The 14,372-nt window shown below is 73.7% G+C and carries 9 protein-coding genes; 2 read left to right on the plus strand and 7 right to left on the minus strand.

Annotated features, from left to right (window positions below; translation table 11 throughout):
- Positions 1 to 3 precede the first annotated feature (3 nt).
- The 3 genes from ACWDBE_RS10355 to ACWDBE_RS10365 all read right to left on the minus strand — a co-directional run bounded on the left by ACWDBE_RS10355 (position 4) and on the right by ACWDBE_RS10365 (position 8,655).
- Positions 4 to 3,063 carry a hypothetical protein gene (locus ACWDBE_RS10355; RefSeq protein WP_449807710.1) on the minus strand — a complete coding sequence of 1,020 codons (3,060 nt, stop codon included), beginning with the start codon at positions 3,061 to 3,063 and terminating at the stop codon, positions 4 to 6.
- 514 nt (positions 3,064 to 3,577) lie between these two features.
- Complete coding sequence (locus ACWDBE_RS10360; protein ID WP_449792142.1) at positions 3,578 to 6,568, minus strand: ATP-binding protein; 2,991 nt, start codon at positions 6,566 to 6,568, stop codon at positions 3,578 to 3,580.
- 68 nt (positions 6,569 to 6,636) lie between these two features.
- Positions 6,637 to 8,655: a transglycosylase domain-containing protein gene (locus ACWDBE_RS10365; protein ID WP_449792141.1), complete on the minus strand. Its 2,019-nt coding sequence runs from the start codon at positions 8,653 to 8,655 to the stop codon at positions 6,637 to 6,639.
- A gap of 272 nt (positions 8,656 to 8,927) precedes the next feature.
- Between ACWDBE_RS10365 and ACWDBE_RS10370 the strand changes: the two genes are divergently transcribed.
- The gene (locus ACWDBE_RS10370; protein WP_449792140.1) at positions 8,928 to 10,040 is read left to right on the plus strand and encodes a hypothetical protein; all 1,113 of its coding nucleotides are present in this window, start codon (positions 8,928 to 8,930) and stop codon (positions 10,038 to 10,040) included.
- A gap of 148 nt (positions 10,041 to 10,188) precedes the next feature.
- On the opposite strand, the gene ACWDBE_RS10375 is transcribed toward ACWDBE_RS10370, so the two are convergent.
- From ACWDBE_RS10375 to ACWDBE_RS10390, 4 genes are all read right to left on the minus strand, one after another.
- Positions 10,189 to 11,088 (minus strand): Gfo/Idh/MocA family protein, encoded by a 900-nt coding sequence (locus ACWDBE_RS10375; RefSeq protein ID WP_449792139.1) that lies wholly within the window; start codon positions 11,086 to 11,088, stop codon positions 10,189 to 10,191.
- Between the two features lie 150 nt (positions 11,089 to 11,238).
- Positions 11,239 to 11,910, minus strand: coding sequence for an O-methyltransferase (locus tag ACWDBE_RS10380; RefSeq protein ID WP_449792138.1), 672 nt, complete (start codon positions 11,908 to 11,910; stop codon positions 11,239 to 11,241).
- 167 nt (positions 11,911 to 12,077) lie between these two features.
- Positions 12,078 to 12,743: a DedA family protein gene (locus ACWDBE_RS10385; RefSeq protein ID WP_449792137.1), complete on the minus strand. Its 666-nt coding sequence runs from the start codon at positions 12,741 to 12,743 to the stop codon at positions 12,078 to 12,080.
- A 200-nt stretch (positions 12,744 to 12,943) separates the two neighbouring features.
- Positions 12,944 to 13,759 carry a class I SAM-dependent methyltransferase gene (locus ACWDBE_RS10390; RefSeq protein WP_449792136.1) on the minus strand — a complete coding sequence of 272 codons (816 nt, stop codon included), beginning with the start codon at positions 13,757 to 13,759 and terminating at the stop codon, positions 12,944 to 12,946.
- Between the two features lie 206 nt (positions 13,760 to 13,965).
- Here ACWDBE_RS10390 and ACWDBE_RS10395 point away from each other — a divergent pair, with 206 nt between their 5' ends.
- Complete coding sequence (locus ACWDBE_RS10395) at positions 13,966 to 14,325, plus strand: hypothetical protein (RefSeq protein WP_449807711.1); 360 nt, start codon at positions 13,966 to 13,968, stop codon at positions 14,323 to 14,325.
- Positions 14,326 to 14,372 lie beyond the last annotated feature (47 nt).

The raw sequence follows: 14,372 nt of genomic DNA on the forward strand, positions 1-14,372 counted from the left end.
GCGTCAGCCCCAGTTGCCCACCAGCGGGACGTCGCCCGGGTTGCCGAACTTCGTGCGGTAGATCACCAGGTCGGAGTTCTCGGCGGCCCCGTAGAAGGTCTGGTCGCCGGGCCGGTAGACACCGATGGTCTCCTTGCCGGTGCCGTCCCAGTCGCCCTTGACCGGGATGTCGCCGGGGTTGCCGAACTTGACGCCCGGCCGCACGTTCTCCGTCTGGTTGGAGTCGTTCAGGTAGAAGATCTGGGTCTGCGGGTCGTAGACGGCGACGGTGGTGGTGCCGTTGCCGTCCCAGTCGCCGACCAGCGGCGTCCAGCCCGGGTTGCCCAGCCTCATCCGGTACTTGACGGTGGAGTTGTCGTCGGAGAGGTAGAAGTACTGGTCGCTGGGCCGGTAGACACCGACCGTGGTCCGCCCCTGCCCGCTCCAGTCGCCGACCAGCGGGATGTCACCGGGGATCCCGAACGGGAAGGTGGCGGCCACGGTGGCGTTGTCGTTCGACAGCTGGAAGGTCGCGGTGTCGCGGTGGTAGACGCCGATGGTGTCGGTGCCCGGCCCGTTCCAGTGGCCCGTCAGCGGGACGACGTCGTCGCCGCCGCCGCCGAACACGGTCTGCCCGGTGTACCGGCCGTTGTGGGCGGCCTCGCCGAAGCTGCCGTCGGACCGCCGGTAGACGGCCGCCGAGGCCGGCTTCGGCGTGGGCGTGGCCTTGATCACGGCCCTGCCGATCCGCTGCTGCGCCGCGACGGTCAGCGGCACCTTGTTCGGCTGGTCGGGGCCCAGCCAGCGGAAGTTCTGCAGGTAGACGACGCGCGGGTCCTGCGCGGCGAGCGCCCGGTACTCGGCGTTGTACGCCGCGACGTCCGCGTCGGTCCTGTCGGGGTAGCAGTTGTCGGCGACGTACCGCTCGTTGGTGGACTCCGGGAAGAGCATCAGGTGCTGGTCCGGCGAGGAGAGGAACGTCTTCAGGTTCGCCAGCAGCGGCTGGAGCCGGCCGCGGCCCATGCAGTAGTAGTCGAAGCCGGCGATGTCGACCTCGGGCGGGATCGGCGCGGTCTGCTCGGCGTTCCAGTGGTCGAGGCTCATGATCAGCATCTTGTCCGGGAACGCGGCCCGGATCTGCTTGGCCTGCAGCATGACCTGCTCGGGGGCCATGCCGTGCGAGTAGGGCTCGTCCGCCATGTCCACGGCGGCGATCTTGTCGATGTTCGGCCCGATGCGCTCCACCAGCTTGCGGAGGTTCTCCGCGGCGTCCGGGTTCGGGTGGACCGCCCAGTCGCCCGGCGAGTTCGGGATCACCGTCTCCTGGTTGACGTCGATCACGCAGGAGGCCGGCAGGCACTGGTCCAGGAACTCCAGGCGGGGGTCCTGGCCACGCAGGTAGTTGTTGAGGTTGGTCCACTGCGCCACCTCCGGCGCGTGGTTGACGCCGTTGTTCGGCGAGTCCGGGTCCCGGATGTCGAAGAACCCGTAGTAACCGAGCCCGCCCAGCATGGAGATCCGCAGGTCGTCCACCGTGGTGACCTGGCCGGCCGCCGAGTGGTGGGCGCCGAGCGAGACGTAGCCGTCGCGGGGCAGCTGGACGTCGGTGCGGCCGGAGAACACCGTCGCGCCGTTGACCAGGACGGTCGCCCGTTGCCCGTCCGTCTTGAGCGCGACCGACACCTCGTAGGAGCCCGCCGCCGGGGCCGCGGGCAGGACGGTCGACCGGCCGCCCTGGAAGAGCGTCAGCCCGCCGTCGGCCTGGACGCGCAGGCCGAGCGCGACGTCCTCGGAGTCCACGGCGCCCGTACCGCCCGAGGCGTTGCTGACGGCGAGGGAGGCCCAGTCCTGGCCGGAGGTGCTGCCGACCACCGGGGTCAGCACGGCGTGCACCGTGTAGGCGCCGGTCGGGACGTCCGAGGTGGCCGGCTTGTTCAGGCGCACGGCCGAGGTGCCCTTGGGGAAGGAGAGCACGTTCGGCTGGGCCGGGCTGTTGACCTGCACCGAGCCCGCCGGCGGGTCGAGGGCCAGGCCCTTGACGCCCGAGACGGCGGTGTAGTTCGCGGAGATCAGGCTCGGCTGGCGGGCGCTGAGGTCCTGGTTGAGTCCGAAGTCGGCGGTGGCGTTGGGCGCGCCGTCGAAGGTGTCGACGAGCGGCTTGGCGCTGCGGGTGGCACCGGTGTCGACCCTGCTGACGTTCAACCCGTGGCCGGCGCCGTCGCCGAAGGTGGTGAACCGGTCCGGGTTGGTGAGGTAGGCGCCGAGGTAGAGGAACTCGCTGCCCGGCCAGCGGGTCACCCCGGCCGGCGCCGAGACGGTGAACGGGGTGCCGTTCACCGTCAGGGTGACGGCGCGGTCGGCCCCGGTGGAGACGGTCAACGAGACGGCGTACTGTGCCGTGGGCGCCACCGTGCCGGTCCAGAACGGAGTCTCACCGCCGCCGCCGTGGAAGAGGGCGAGCCCGCCGCGCGAGCTGACGGTCAGTCCGAGGTCGACGTCGCCACCGGTGACGTAGCCGTTGCTGCGGTGGCTGCGGCTCAGCACGATCGAGCCCCAGTCGTTGCCGCCGGTGTCACCGACGACGGGGTCGATCACCGTCGAGACGGTGTAGTGACCGGTGCCGTCCGCGACGGCCGGCGCACCGAGCATGACCGCGGAGACGCCCTTGGCGAACAGCAGCTTGTTGGGGTAGTTGGGATGACTGGTCTGGACGAACCACTGGTCGGGCGCGACCGAGGTGTCCCAGCGGCCGGAGACCCGGGTGTAGGAGATCCCGTGCTGCCCGGCCGGAACCGACTGCCGGGCTTCGAGCCCCACGTTCAGCCCGTACAGCGGGTCGGTGTCCCTGGCCGGGTCCAGCTGGAAGGTGTCCGCGAAGGCACGCGTGGTGTCGAGGTCCACCGGCGTCGGCCCGGAGCCGTCGCCGGCCGGGGCTGCGGCCGGAGCGCCAGCCGGGGCGGCGGTCGGGGCGGCGGTCGGGGCGGCGGCCGCCTTGGTGGGTGCGAGGCCCGCGGGCAGCAGTGCCAGCGCGAGCGCCGAGGCGCCGGCCAGCAGCCCGCGGCCCCGGCGTTGAGTGAGTATCACCGAGTCGTAGTCTCCCGGTCGTCGGATCGGCGGCGCGGAGCCGCGTCGCCGAAAGGGAGCGGACACGACCGGCGTCCTACCAGGTCAGCGGCCTTCCCCCCGGGGCGCGATCATAGGGGGTGGACACGAGCGGCCGCGCCGGATGCCCCGGCGCGGCTCAAGCTCTGGAGCTGGCACTGGCACTGGCACTGGCACTGGCTCAAGCTATGGAGCTGGCCCTGGCTCCGGAGCTGTACTGGCTCTGGCGCCGGCTCAGCACCGACCGGCCGCGCCTCCGGCCGGGTCCGTCCCCTGCGCGGACCCGACCGGCTGCCCATGCGGCGCGTACGGGACGGGCGCGTCGACCGGGCCGGGGCCGGGTGCGTACGCCTGTCCTGTGCCGTGGGGATCGAGCCTAGGCAGGGGCGCCTTACCGTTCGCTTACCGATCGCTCACCGCTCGGCCCACGGACGGCGAACCTCGGCCGCCGGGCGGCCACTCCGTACGGCCCCGGCGCCGTACGGCCCCGGCCGGGCTACCGGATCTCGCTCAACTCCCGCGCCTCCTCCAGCACCCGCGCGGCCGACTCGGCCAGCCCGGCCGCCTCGTACGCCCGGCCGAGCGCGCGGAGCGCCTCCGCGAGGAAGGAGCGCCAGCCGCGGGCGCGCCACACCAGCACCGACTCCTCCAGGTGCCCGACCGCCGAGGCGTGGTCCCCCGCCGCCAGGTCCAGCTCCCCCAGGATGCCGAGGGCCTGGGCGAGGTGGTGCCCCAGGTCGAAGCGGCGGGCGATGGCCAGCGCGGCCTCGGCCGTCTCACGGGCCCGGTCGTCGCCGGTGGCCGCGTACAGCATCGCCAGGTAGAGCAGCGAGAACGCCTCCACGTAGCGGTCCTTGAGCGAGCGGGCCATGGCGAGCGAGCGCAGGAGCAGCTCGCCGCCCCGCTCCACCTGGCCGGCCCGGCCGTGGGCGGCCCCGAGGAACTGGATCGCGGTCGCCTCGAAGCGGGTGTTGCCGATCAGCCGCGCCAGCCGCAGCGCCTCGGTGAGGTGCTCGATCGTGCGGTCGAGGTCCGTCTCCCCGTAGGCGATGGCGATGATCTGGTGGGCCCGGGCCTCGCCGCCCGGGTGGTCGTGGGCGGTGGCGAGGTCCAGGGCCTGCCGGGCGGCGTCCAGGGCCTCCTGCTCGCGGCCCTGGGCCACCAGGCTCCAGGCCGTCAGGACGAGGGCGTCGGCGGTCCCGCGCGGTTCCCCGGCCTGCTCGAACAGGCCTCGCAGGTGTCGCGCCCGGTCGTCCAGCGCGACCATCGTCTGGGTGCCGTCCGGCAGGTCGACGGTCGCCCCGGAGCCGTCGGCCGCGGTGGTCCAGGTCATCACCTCGATCAGGCCGCGGGTGAGCACGGCCGTCCCCAGGCCGTCGCCGGCCGCCCGGCAGGCCTGGAGGGCGGCCAGGTGGGTGGTGCGCCACTCGTCGTACAGGCCGCGCACGTCGCAGTACTTCTCCTGGCAGGCGGCGAGTTCCCACGCCATCGGCACCATGCGCAGCGCGGCGGCCTGCCGGGCGCTCGCGTTGAGGGCCGGCTGCTCGGCGTCGAACCAGGCCGTCGGGTCGTCCAGCAGCGCCGCCGCGACGCCGGACGGCATCGGGTGACGCGGCGCGGCGCCGTGGATCGGCGCGAAGCACGGCCCGGGCACCTGGTCGGCCGCCTGCTCGGCCAGCCAGAGCCAGGCGCCGAAGGCCCGTTCGAGCGCGGCGACGCGGGCGGCCGGTTCGTCCGCGGCCTCGGCGTGCTCTCGCGCGTACAGCCGGACGAGGTCGTGGAAGCGGTAGCGCAGGTGCGGTTCCGTGCCGGTCTCCTGGAGGAGTTGGGCGTCGATCAGCTCCTCCAGCTGCCGCTCGGCCTGCTCCGGCGGGATGTCGGCCGTCGCCGCCGCGGCCCACGACGCGAAGTCGGGGGCGTCGAGCAGCCCGAGCAGCCGGAAGGTGCGGCGGGTCGGCTCGGCGAGGCGGGTGTAGCCGACGGCGAAGCCGGCCCGTACGGCCAGGTTCCCGGCGGCCAGTTCGTCGAGCCGGCGCCGTTCGTCGTGCAGCAGGTGGGCGAGCCGGGCCAGGGTCCAGCGCGGCCGGGCGGCCAGGCGGGCACCGGCGATGCGGACCGCCAACGGCATGCCGCCGCACAGCTCGACGATCCGGGCGGCGGCCACCGGCTCGGCGGCGACCCGCTGCTCCCCGAGGATGCGGCTCAGCAGCGTCCGCGCGTGGGCGGCGTCGAGTTCGTGCAGGTAGACGAGCCGGGAGCCGGGCAGGGCCGTGAGCGCGGCGCGGCTGGTGACGAGGACCGCCGGGCGGGCCTGCGACCGGTCGCAGGCCCACTCCGCCGGCGTGCCGGGGAGCAGCGGGCCCAACTGCTGCTCCCCGGCGGCGTTGTCGAGGAGGACGAGGGCGCGGCGCCCGGCGAGCAGGGTGCGGTAGAGCGCGGAACGCTCCTCCAGCGAGGCCGGGATCTCCCGGGGGTCGGCGCCGAGGGCGCGCAGGAAGGCGGCCAGCACGCCGGCCGGGTCGGCGGGCGACTCGTCGGCCCCTCGCAGGTCGGCGTACAGCCGGCCGTCCGGGTAGTCGACGGCGGCGCGGTGGGCGGCGTGGACGGCCAGCGCCGTCTTGCCGATGCCGCCCATGCCGGCGATCACCGGGACCCGGCCGGCCGCCAGGGCGTCCAGCACGAGCCGCACCTGCTCGTCCCGCCCGGTGAAGTCCGGGATGTCGCACGGCAGTTGGGAGGGAACGCGGGCGCACCCCGGGCTCGTACGGGCGCCCTCGCGGTCCTGCGCCAGCAGCGTCAGGAAGACGTTCTGCACCTGTTCGCCGGGCTCGATCCCGAGCTCCTCGGACAGCCGCCGACGCAGCGCCTGGAAGCGGCGCAGCGCCTCGGCCGCCCGGCCGTCCGCCGCCAGCAGCTCCAGCAGGGCGGCCTGCACGGGTTCGTCGAACGGGTGCTCCTCGGCAAGCGCCGTCAGGGCGGGCACGGCCGGCCGCGGCGCTCCGGCGGCGAGGCCGGCCCGGGCCAGGGCCAGGACGGTGGCGCGCACCTCGTCCACCACGGACGCGACCAGCGGGTCCGCCCGGTTCACCCGCTCCAGCCCGGCCAACACCGGGCCGCGCCGCAGCCCGATCGCCCCGACCGGGTCCCCTCCGGCGGCCAGCCTGCGGAACCGCCCGAGGTCCACCGCGTCCGGCCCGGTCACCAGCCGGTACCCCTGCGCGTCGGAGGCCAGGACCACGCTCTCGTCCCCGAAGCCCCCGAGCCAGGTCCGCAGCCGCGACATCCCGGTGTGCACCGCGCCCCGGCCGACCCGGTCCGCCTGCCCGGCCCACACGAGGTCCAGCAGCCGCCCCACCTGCAGCCGCTCTCCCTCCGCGAGCAGCAGCGCCCCCAGCAGCCCCCGCAGCACGGTGGCCCGCGGCAGCACCTGCGGCACCGAGTCCACCTCGACCGCCAGGGGGCCCAACACCCCGAACGTCATCTTCATCCGCTTCAGCCTAGTGTCGCGGGCCCCTGCCGGTTCGGAGAGGGGAGGGATCCCCGCGGCGGACGGGGCTACCGGGTGGCCGGGGACTTCATGTAGGCGGTCCAGATCCGGGTCGGCAGGGCGGCGTCGGAGGTGTCCGGGGTGGCGCCGCCCAGGCCTTCGAGGGAGAGGAGCTTCATGTCCTTCAGGTCCGCGCGGAACACGGTGACCGCCGTCGACAGCTGCCCGTTGTAGCCGACGAACCACCCTGCCGTCCGGTCCGCGGTGGTGCCGGGCTTGCCGGCCAGGTTCGGGCCCGCCTCGGCGACCGACTTGGCGGCCCCGTCGCGGACGGAGCCCTTGAGTGCCGCGTCCACCTCGCCCGCGACCGCCGGGGTGAGCGCCTGGGCGGCGGCCGGCAGGCGCAGCGGGAGTTGGACGCCGTTGCGGGAGACGCCGAGCACCGAGTAGGGGTCGGTGTGGGTGCCGCCGGAGGCGAAGGTGGCGTACGCGTCGGCGGTGCGGACGGCGCTGGGGGTGGAGTTGCCGACGGCGAGGGCCGGGACGAGTTCGCCCAGGCTGGTGGGGAGCAGCCCGAGGTCGGTGGCGGTGTTCTGCACCCGGTCCAGGCCGACGTCCATGCCGAGTTGCATCAGCGGCCCGTTGACGGACTGCTCGACGGCATTCCGCAGGGTGACGTTGCCCCAGTTCCGCTTGCCGTCGTTGGCGGTCTTGACGATCTTCCCGTCCCGCCCCCAGTACGGCCCTTCCGGGGTCATCACGTTCACCCCGTCGTCGCCGTTGTAGGTGGTGGCGGGCGTCACCGGGGTGCGGTTGCCGCCCCGCTGGCGCTGTGCTCCCTGGCCGAGCCCGGCCGCGTACACCACCGGGGTGAAGGCCGAACCGATCGGCACGGTCGTGGTGTTGGCGTTGTTGAAGCCCTGCTTCAGGTAGTCGGGGCCGCCGTAGAGGGCGACGATCCGGCCGTCCCGGGCGACCGAGGCGGCGCCGACCTTCAGGAACTTGTCGGACTCCCGGTTGTCCGGGTCGATCCCCGCGCTGCCCTCCTGGACGGCGGCGACCAGGGCGTCGACCTTCGGCTTCTCGAAGGTGGTGCGGATCTGGTGGCCGCCGAGGTCGAGCTGGGCCGGGGTGATGTCGCTGTGACTCTCCACGTAGGCGCGGGCCATGTCGACCAGGTAGCCGATCTGGCCGCTCAGCCCCGCCGACTTCGGCTGAGGCCTCGGCTCGGGAAAGACCGTGTACCGGGCGCGCTCGGCGGCGGACAGCTTGCCCACCTCCACCATCCGGTCCAGGATCCAGGACCAGCGCTCCTCGGCCCGCTTGCGGTTCTCCGGGCCGACCGCCGGGTCGTACTGCCCGGCGCCCTTCAACAGGGCGGCCAGGAAGGCGCCTTCGCTCGGGTCGAGCTGGGAGACGTCCTTGCCGTAGTACGCCGCCGCGGCGCGCTCGATGCCGTAACTGCCGCGCCCGAACCAGCTGGTGTTCAGGTAGCCGGCCAGGATGTCCTGCTTGCTCATCCGGTCGTCCAGCTTGATCGCGATGACGATCTCGCTGAGTTTGCGGGACATGTCCTGGCGCTGGTTCAGGTAGATGTTCTTGACGTACTGCTGGGTGATGGTGGAACCGCCCTGGGTGTCGCCGCCCTTGACCATCTGGACGACGGCTCGGCCGATGCCGGTCACGGAGATGCCCGGGTCGGTGTAGAAGGTCTCGTTCTCGGCCGCCAGCACTGCCCACCGCACCGGCTCCGGAACCTGGTCGAGCGGCACGTCCTGCCGGTTGGTCGGGCCGATCCGCGCCATCTCGGTGCCGTCCGCCCAGTAGTAGACGTTGTTCTGCTGGGTGGCGAAGGCGTTCAGGTCCTCCGGGACGGCGGTGGTGACGTAGAACCAGACCAGCCAGCCCGTCAGCGCCGTCGCCCCCGCCCCGACCACGAACAGCAGCTGCCGCCAGGACGGGAGCCAGCGGCGGACCCCGCGCCGGCCTCGGCGCGGGTAGTCGATCCGCGGGGAGGGGCGACGCTTCCGGCGCCGTCGGCACCCGGACCTCTCCTCCTCGGCGGCGCCGTCTTGCTGAGCACGCACAGTCCGGTCTCCGATTCGCTCGTGGGACTGATTCCTCCGTCCACGTAGACGCGATGGGAACGCCAGTACGTAAGCCTCGATTCGGTGTGATCATGGTCATACTTCGTGCGACGGAGCCGCGACGGGCACTCAGCGGACGGGCTGCGGACGGGCGGCGGGCCCACGGCGGACGGGCATCGGACGCGCGGCCACCGGCTGCCGGGCCGCCGCCGGTCGGCCGACCCGCCCCGGAGCGTGCCACGGCAGTCCCGGCGTACCGCCAGAATGGCGCCATGAGGATGATCCAGACCGCGCTCGGCGCGCTGCTGCTCCTGCTGGTCGTCGGCAGCATCCTGCGCACCCTGGTCGTTCCGCGCGGGCTCTACTCGGCACTGGTGATGCGGCTCTGGCGGGTGCTGCGCAAGCTGCTGCGGCTGTTCGCCGGGCCGTCCCGCGGCTACCACGCGCAGGACCGGGCGCTCACCTGGCTGGCGCCGCTGGTGCTGCTGGGCATGCTCGGCGTCTGGCTCAGCTGCATGCTGATCGCGTACACCCTGCTGCTGCACGGCACCTCCGAACTCAGCTGGTCGGTGGCCGTGCGCGAGGCCGGGTCCAGCCTCTTCACCCTCGGCTTCGCCAGCGGCGAGCGGCTGCACCTGTCCGCGATCGACTTCCTGGCGGCCGCCAGCGGCCCGCTGGTGATCGCCCTCCAGATCTCCTACCTGCCGACCCTCTACGCCGCCTACCAGCGCCGCGAGACCGAGGTGACGCTGCTGCAGTCCCGGGCCGGCGAGCCCGCCTGGGGCCCCGAGCTGCTCGCCCGCCAGTCCCTGGTGGACACCGAGACCGCGCTCCCCCAGCTATACCGGGACTGGGAGCGGCTGGCCGCCGACATCGGCGAGAGCCACTCCAACTACCCGGTGCTGCTCTCCTTCCGCTCCCCCCAGCCCAACCGCAGCTGGGTGGTCGGGCTGATCGCCGTGATGGACGCCGCCGCCCTGCACCTGGCGCTCTGCCCGCGCTCGGCCCCGCCCGAGGCCCGGCTGGTGCTCCGGGCCGGCTTCACCGCCCTGCGCGACATCGCCCGCTCACTGCGGTTCGACTTCGACCCGGACCCGGACCCGGACGTCCCGATCCGGCTGACCTACGCCGAGTACCTGGGCGCCGTCGCGATGATCACCGCGGCTGGGTTCCCGCGCGAGCGCCCGGCCGAGGAGGCCTGGGTGCACTTCCACGGCTGGCGGGTCAACTACGAGGCGCTGGCGTACGAGCTGGCCCGCCGCGGCGACGCCGTCCCGGCGCTGTGGACCGGCCCGCGCGACTTCCGCGCCCCGGTCATCCCGCCGGCCCGCCCCGTCGACCGCCGTCCTTCCGCCACCCCTCCGCCGCCGCTGCCGCCGGACTGACGCGCGGGTGACGCCCACGTGACGCGGTGGGGCGGGTGACGCGACGGGGCGGGTGACGCGGTGGGGCCGGGTGGAACGGCGGGGCCGGGTGCGGATCTCCCTCCGCACCCGGCCCCGTCGCGTCACCCGCTCAGGCGTCCGCCGGTGCTCAGACGTCCACCGGTCCGCCGCCCGCCAGCGAGCGCTCGGCAGCGGCCAGGATCTCCACCACCCGCAGGCCGAAGTCCGCCCCGCAGGGGTGCGGCTCTCCGGAGGCCGCCGAGGCCTGCAGGGCGTCCAGCGCCCGGTGCAGCGCCGCGACCGGGCCCTCGCCGCGCGGGGGCAGCTGCACCACGCCGTGCTCGCCACGCAGCTCCATGCCCGTCCCGCCGGCCGCGAGCGGCGCGGTCAGGCTGAGCGCGAGCGTGCTGGAGGCTCCCCCGGCGTGCCGCACCACCAGGTTCACGGTGTCCAGCGGACCGGCCACCGCCGTCACCTGCGTCGCGTCACCCAGCACCGGCAGCAGTACGGACAGCGCGTGCGGGCCGACGTCCCACAGCGCGCCCTTCTCCACCCGCCACGGTGAGGCGGCGTACGGGCTGGTGCTGCCCGGTGCGAACACCGAGCCGAGCCAGTCCGAGCGGCCGGTGAACCAGCCGCCGAGCTCCGCCTGCCGCTCGATCCACGGCATCTGCTCGCCGCCGAAGCGCACGGTGAAGAAGACCACCGACGCGACCTTGTGCTCGCGCACCGCCTCGACCACGGCCTCGGCGTCCGGCACGGTCAGCGCGACCGGCTTGTCCAGCAGCAGGTGGCACCCGGCCTCGGCGGCCCGCACCGCGAGGCCCGCCTGCACGGTCGGGGGCAGCGCGATGGAGACCGCGTCCACCTCGGCCAGCAGCCGGTCGAGGTCCGCGTACCCGGGCACGCCGTACGCGGCGCCCAGCGCCTCGGCCGCCTCCGGTCGGCGGCCCCAGACGCCGGTGAACTCCAGCCCGGGGTGCTCGGCCAGGACGGGCGCGTGCACCCGTTCCGCCCAGGGGCCGGTTCCCAGCAGTCCGATCCGCACGATGTCTCCGTTCTCCGGTGGGCGAGTGACGCGCGGGCGCGCGCGGGTCAGTCGCAGATAAGCAAGTGGGTGGCAGGCCTGCGGTCAGCCGTCGCCCGGCCCGCGCTCAGCCGGCGCCAGGCCCGCGCTCAGCTGGCGCCAGGCCTGCGGTCAGCCCCGGACGCGGGCCAGCGTGAAGCCGTCGTAGCCCTTGCTGCCGACCGTCTGCACCGAGGTCGCGTCGACCCTCGGCTCGGCCGCGATCAGGTCGTGCAGCGCTCGGGTGCCGACCACCGCCGGGTCGGTGCTGGCCGCGTCGGCGACCGCGCCACCGCGCACCACGTTGTCGACGATGATCAGCGAGCCGGGCCTGGTCAGCTGGAGCGCCCGCCGGAAGTACTCCGGGTTGCTCGGCTTGTCGGCGTCGATGAAGACCAGGTCGAAGGGGTCCACGCCCTGCTCCACCAGCTCGGCCAGCGAGTCCGCGGCCCGGCCCACCCGCACCTCGGCGGTCCCGGCCAGCCCGGCGGCCGCCAGGTTGCGCCGGGCGACCTCGGCGTGCCGGGGGTCCAGCTCCAGGGTGAGCAGGGTTCCGTCCTCGGGCAGCGCCCGGGCCAGCCAGATCGCGCTGTAGCCGCCGAGCGTGCCGACCTCGAGGATCCGCTTCGCGCCCTGGGTCAGGGCCAGCAGGTGCAGCAGCTTGCCCTGGTTGGGGGCCACCGCGATCCTCGGCAGCCCGGCCTCGTCGGCGGCGGCCGTGGCGCCCTCCAGCACCGGGTCGTGCCCGACCAGCTGCTCGGAGAAGTAGGCGTCCACGGCGTCCCAGGTCGGCTGCGAAGACATCGGGCCCTCCGGATGCAAGATCGGCAGTACCCGGCCGATGCTACTCCGAGGGCCCGAGGCACCACGACGGGGGCTGCGGAGGAGGACCCGTCCGTGACCGGTCCTCCGCAAGGACCGGCCAGGGGACCGGACGGACGACCGATCGGAAGACCGGCCGGAGGGGGTGGTCAGTCGGCGACCGGCTCCTTGGCCGCGGCGGCGGCCTTGGCCGCCTCCTCCGCCTCGATCTTGGCATGCGTCTTGGCGGTGCGGCGCTTCATGATCCAGGCCGAGAGCAGGCCGATCAGCAGGGCCGCCCCCAGGCCCGCCCAGGAGAACCGGGCCAGCCAGGGCTCGATGCTCTTGCCGACCTTGTAGACCAGCAGCGTCGTGCCACCGGCCCAGACGACACCGCCCAGCACGTTGGCGATCAGGAACTTCCAGTACGGCATCTTCAGCGCGCCCGCGAGCGGACCGGCGAAGATGCGCAGCAGGGCGATGAAGCGGCCGAAGAAGACCGCCCACATGCCCCACTTCTGGAAGGAGCGCTCGGCGGTGGCCAGGTGGGAGGGCCCGAAGTGCTTGGGGAACTTGCGTCCCAGCTTCTCGAAGAGCGGCTTGCCGCCCTTGCGTCCGATCGAGTACCCGATCGAGTCACCGATGATCGCGCCGGCGATCGCGCAGATCGCGACGCCCCACGGGCTCACCACACCCTTGACCGCCATCAGCGACGCCGTGACCAGGGCGATCTCGCCGGGCAAGGGGATACCCAGCGACTCCAGCCCGATGATCAGACCGATTACGGCGTACACCGCCGTCGGCGGAATCCCCTCGATCCAGGCGTCGATGTGCAAGGCCAGTCCCTCCGTGGCAGGACGGGACCGGCCGCGCTCCCCCTGGAGCAGCGTGCCCGTCCCGGCAGTTCATCCGATGGCGGCACCAGGCCGCTCCCCCGGAGCGAGCCTAACGTGCCGGGCGGCCTGTCCCCCCGGCCGATCACCCGTGGTTACGACGTACGCCCCCACACCATGGTTCCAGGTTGACCTGCGTTTCCTCAAGATTCGGCAAAACGCAGTGCGACGACGGACGGGCGCTGCTTGATCCAGCGCACGAGCGGCAGCAGGGCGCTCAGTGGCAGACGCCCGCCCTCCGGATAGACCTCGCGGATGTCCGTGACCCGCGGGTGCGCGGAGGCCAGCCGGCCACGCTCGTCCGCGTCCATCCCGAACGGCATCGGCGGCGCCTGGTAGTACCGGTCCCGCAGCTTGCCCTCGACGGCCCTCCGACTGAACCAGCGCGGCACCGCGTCCAGCACCATCGCCCCACCGGGGAAGTGCTCGGCGCAGGCCGCGATCAGGGCGCGCACCTCCTGCGGCCGCAGGTACATCAGCAGCCCCTCGGTACTGATCAGCACCCCGTTCGCCGGATCCACCTCGTCCATCCAGCCCGGGTCGGTGGCCGAGCGGGCGACGATCCGGTGCCGCTCGTCCGGCGGCAGCAGCCGGCGCCGCAGCTCGGCGACCTCCGGCAGGTCCACCGACAGCCAGCTCGCCCGCCCGTTGTCGACCCGCCAGGCCTGGGTCTCCAGCCCGTCCCCGAGCCCGACCACCGTGCCGCGCGGGCAGCGGGTCAGGAAGTCCGCCACCTCCCGGTCGAAACAGGCCGCCCGCAGCGCCTGGAGCTGGCTCAGCAGCGCGCTCTCCCCGAACCGCGCCGCGAACGGATAGTCGATCCGCTCCACCAGATCCACCGCCACCGGATCCGGCAACACGGTGTCCGGCCGCCGCGCCTCCACCGCCCGGTGCCACAGCGTCCACAACGCCGTCTCCGGCACCTGCCCCAGCTCCGGCTGCTCCCCGCCGCCACTCATCGCTCGCTCCTTCGGACGTGGCGCCGCACTCCCGACGCATCCCCGCCATGGGCATGAACCCGCCGATTCTGACACCCCGTCCGCCCCACCCCTCCCGCCGACGCGCCGACCGTCGGCAGGGCGGCGGGTGCGACGACGGTTGGGGCGCGCGCAGCGCTGTGTGCGCCCGCCTCGATGCGCCGACGGCCGCCGGTGCCGTCCAACGCGTGCTCGTGGCCGTCCATCAACGCGTCCTCGATGCGCCGCCCCAGGTCGGCGCCGACCTTGGAGACGGACGCCTGGTGTGCAAGGCGGGGCATCTGCGCAACGAGAACCTGTCCGACTTCTGGTCGTACGTGGACCGCGCCCAACTCCTCCTCACGGACTCGGTCGCACAGCCGGCCGCCTACACCGAAGCGTGCATCCTCCCGACCGACCGAATGGTCACCCTCGACGCCGTCCCGGCCGACACAGATCCCGGGCGGACCGGCAGCAGCGAGCCAATGGCACATCGACAGAACCCCGGCCCCGCCCAGCCGACTTCGCTCACAACCCAGCCCGCCCGTGACCTCAGGCAATACCACTGATCCCGCCCTCCACGAGCGAGTACCCTTCGGGAGCCGCAGCATTGACA

Source organism: Kitasatospora sp. NPDC001132 (assembly GCF_053598415.1).